Annotated in this window: 3 protein-coding genes; 1 reads left to right on the forward strand and 2 read right to left on the reverse strand. The window is 62.9% G+C overall.

The window, feature by feature from the left end; all coding sequences use genetic code 11:
- Positions 1–95 precede the first annotated feature (95 nt).
- Complete coding sequence (locus tag FEM54_RS29585; protein ID WP_138453957.1) at positions 96–1,373, forward strand: O-acetylhomoserine aminocarboxypropyltransferase/cysteine synthase family protein; 1,278 nt, start codon at positions 96–98, stop codon at positions 1,371–1,373.
- Here FEM54_RS29585 and FEM54_RS29590 read toward each other — a convergent pair.
- The gene (locus FEM54_RS29590; RefSeq protein WP_138453958.1) at positions 1,359–2,084 is read right to left on the reverse strand and encodes a DUF4123 domain-containing protein; all 726 of its coding nucleotides are present in this window, start codon (positions 2,082–2,084) and stop codon (positions 1,359–1,361) included. The two genes, FEM54_RS29585 and FEM54_RS29590, sit on opposite strands and share 15 nt — an antisense overlap.
- Before the next feature lie 15 nt (positions 2,085–2,099).
- A partial coding sequence (locus FEM54_RS29595) for a bacteriophage T4 gp5 trimerisation domain-containing protein (protein WP_420875333.1) occupies positions 2,100–2,840 on the reverse strand: 741 nt, incomplete at its 5' end.

Genomic DNA, 2,840 nt, shown 5'->3' on the forward strand with positions numbered 1-2,840 from the left:
GTATTACCCGTACACCGCGGTGCTGGCATCGCAGGCAAGCCAGCCCCCACATTGCTTGGGGGCAACCCTGGAATCCAAGGAGGTCAACCCGCATCATGAAAGACGCCACCATTGCATTGCACCACGGCTTCAAGTCGGACCCGACCACCAAGGCCGTCGCCGTGCCGATCTACCAGAACGTCGCCTTCGAGTTCGATAATGCCCAGCATGGCGCCGACCTGTTCAATCTGGACGTGCCCGGCAACATCTACACACGCATCATGAACCCGACCAACGACGTGCTGGAGCAGCGCATTGCCGCCCTTGAAGGCGGTATCGCCGCCCTGGCCGTGTCGGCCGGTAGCGCGGCGATTAACTATGCAATCCAGACCCTCACCCGTGCGGGCGACAATATCGTCACCACGCCCCAGCTTTACGGCGGCACCTACACCTTGTTCGCCCACTTGCTGCCAAGCTTTGGCGTCGACGTGCGCTTCGCCCGCGACGACTCTGCCCAGGCCATCGCCGACTTGATCGACGACAACACCAAGCTGGTCTACTGCGAAAGCATCGGCAACCCGGCAGGCAATATTATCGACATTGAAGCCCTGGCCGATGTCGCCCATGCGCGCGGCGTACCGCTGATGGTGGATAACACCGTGGCCACGCCGATCCTGTGCAAGCCGATTCAGTTCGGCGCCGACATCGTGGTGCACTCGGTCACCAAGTACGTGGGTGGCCATGGCAACTCCCTGGGCGGTGTGATCGTCGACAGCGGCAGCTTCCCCTGGACCCGATACCCGGAAAAATTCCCCGGCCTCAACCAACCGGAGCCGGCCTACCACGGGGTGGTCTACACGGAAAAGTTCGGCCCCGCCGCCTTCATTGCCCGCGCCCGCACCGTGCCGTTGCGCAACACCGGGGCTGCGCTGGCGCCGATGAATGCATTTCTGTTGCTGCAAGGCCTGGAAACCCTGGCCTTGCGCATGGAGCGCCATACCGAAAACGCGCTGAAGGTTGCGCAATTCCTGCAAGGCCACGCCGAGGTGGAATGGGTCAGCTACGCCGGGCTGCCGGACCACCCGCACCACGCCTTGGCGCAGAAATACATGCAGGGCAAACCCTCGGCGATCCTGTCATTCGGCTTGAAGGGCGGCTATGACGCCGGCGTGCGTTTCTACGATGCGCTGCAAATCTTCAAGCGGCTGGTGAATATTGGCGATGCCAAATCCCTGGCCTGCCACCCCGCGTCCACCACTCACCGGCAGATGAACGAGCAGGAACAGGCCAAGGCCGGCGTGAAGCCGGAGATGATTCGCCTGTCGGTCGGCATCGAGGCGATTGAAGACCTGATCGAGGACCTGCAGCAGGCCCTGGCTTCAACTCAACTCTGAAGCCAGATAATCCGCCAGCGCTTGAGGGCTGACGTCGGGCCTGCACGAAAAGTAGGCGACCTTGTGCCGCAAGGTCGCAGGCCTGAGCGCGGTGTAGAGGTCCGGGCGCTGTTCTTCGAGCCATTGCAGCAGGTTGCCGATCAGCACCTGCGGCGATTGCTCTGCCAAGTGTGCAAGCAGCGACGCAGGCACTTGCCACCATGGGCTGGCCTTGGCCGCCGTGGCCGGGCCGGTGCTGACGGCCAGCGGCTGGCCATTGATCAGGTAACGCTGAAACACCGGCAACACGCGCCCGGCCTCATCGCCGAGCTTCTGCAGAATGGGCAGCCACTGAGCGCCATCCCAAAAACGCAAAAACACCGCCTGCTCATCCGGCAACCACACTTTGGTCAGGCCTTGCAGGTGCGCAGCCACCGTCTCCGGTGGGCTGGACGAGACCGCGAGCCAACCCCAGTCCGTTGCCTCGGCGCTGGCGACCCAATCAAGGAAGGCACTGCCCGGCTCAACAATGCCCACATAAGGCATGACGTCGACCCATTCGGCGTAAGCCGTACCGGCCCATATCGAATGCGGCAATTTCCTCGGTGCCAGGGTTTGCCATGCATTAAGCGGCCTGGCTTCGCTGGCGCTGCCCAACACTGCGTAGAGGCGCTCCTCGGGTTGTAGTGGCCACTGTGCGAGCCAGGCGCTGGGAACCATGGACTGAGACATCGGGATAAATTCCATTTAAGGGTGAGAGTGTCCGGGGATATCACACTGGCCGTTCTTGCAGCGCTCACACTCCTCGCAAAACGGCGCACTGCGCTTGAGGCTGGCAACCTGTACGCCACTGAGTGGTGCAGCAACAGCCGCTGACAACGTTTCGGTAAGACCCGGCATCAACGGCATCGGCACGGCAGCGGGTGCACCGCCAACCTGGATCGGCACACTGCTGAAAATTCCGGCGGCCGACAGCGTGATCGATTGCCCTCCGGCCTGGATTGTCACGCTGGCGCCCGCATCGATGACCACGCTTTGCCCGGCGCCGATCTGGATGGTCCGCCCGGCCCGCACCTGCTGCGAGCCAGCGACGACCAGATGATCATCCTGCTTGAGTTCCGCGAGGCGATTGCCATGGGTGATGCGCTGCTCTTCACCCAGCAGCTCATGGTGGGATTCGCCGCCCACCTTGATCCGACGCTGGTTATCCACCTGGACGTGTTGGTCATGCAAGACGTGCTGGGTCCAGTCGCGCTGGGCACGCAGGTAAATCTCCTCGGCGCCTTTGCGATCCTCAATGCGCAACTCGTTGTAACCGCCGCCGCCCGGGGTGCTTTGGCTTCGGAACAGGCTGCGGGTCTTTTCCGCCGGCAGGTCAAGGGGCAACAGATTCGCCGCGTTGGGCAGGCAGCCCATCACCAGCGGCATATCCACGTCGCCATTGACGAAGCCCACCAGCACCTCCATGCCGACCCGCGGGATCAGCAC

The organism is Pseudomonas edaphica (genome assembly GCF_005863185.1).
GTDB classification, from domain to species: Bacteria; Pseudomonadota; Gammaproteobacteria; order Pseudomonadales; family Pseudomonadaceae; genus Aquipseudomonas; species Aquipseudomonas edaphica.

What these genes read in the sequence shown, in the direction of transcription:
- FEM54_RS29585 (WP_138453957.1), top strand. Translation starts at nt 96, where the DNA reads ATGAAAGACGCCACCATTGCATTGCACCACGGCTTCAAGTCGGACCCG.
- FEM54_RS29590 (WP_138453958.1), bottom strand. Translation starts at nt 2,084, where the DNA reads ATGTCTCAGTCCATGGTTCCCAGCGCCTGGCTCGCACAGTGGCCACTA.